The sequence below is a fragment of the Dellaglioa sp. CoH-55-MRSF-9 genome (genome assembly GCF_056782155.1).
The window spans coordinates 1-457 of record NZ_JBXAYG010000026.1 but is presented as its reverse complement, the minus strand read 5'-3'; the positions used below and the strand labels follow the sequence as shown (position 1 = coordinate 457).

The window sequence follows — 457 nt, the reverse complement described above, 5'->3', positions numbered from 1 at the left end:
CCTTAGGACTCGACGGCAGGCTAATCCCCTGATATCCGTTCTTCCACACATCAGGTTCCTTAGCCGTCGTGTATTGCTGACGAACGGATACCAGTCTCTGATCCTTGTAATCAATGGCGTTGATGTATATAGCCTTGTTATCTCGGACCTTGAAGCGCTTACCCATCAGTGAACCACCGTGCCCGGTTTAAGCGCGTCCTGCATCTCGACCATACCGCCGCTCGTCAGCACGCTCTGACCTTCGAGAATGCCACCCGTATTCAGTGTGATAGGATCGATGAACGGCCATTTCGGCTCGATCACGGGAAACGTAATTGGACCGTATGGCTGACCCGGATCGATAGGACGACGTGATGCAGGCGGCACAGGAACGGGCTGCGGCGTGACGACAGGAGACGGCAGCGGTCCCGGAATCGGGATCGGTGGCGACGCCGGGACTGGCGGGTGAAACTCGACG

General features: G+C 57.1%; 1 pseudogene. It reads right to left on the bottom strand.

Features of this window, described 5'->3' with window-relative positions:
• Positions 1–165: 165 nt before the first annotated feature.
• Positions 166–457 (bottom strand): annotated as a pseudogene (locus AC1RPV_RS07650) (hypothetical protein); the annotation flags it as partial.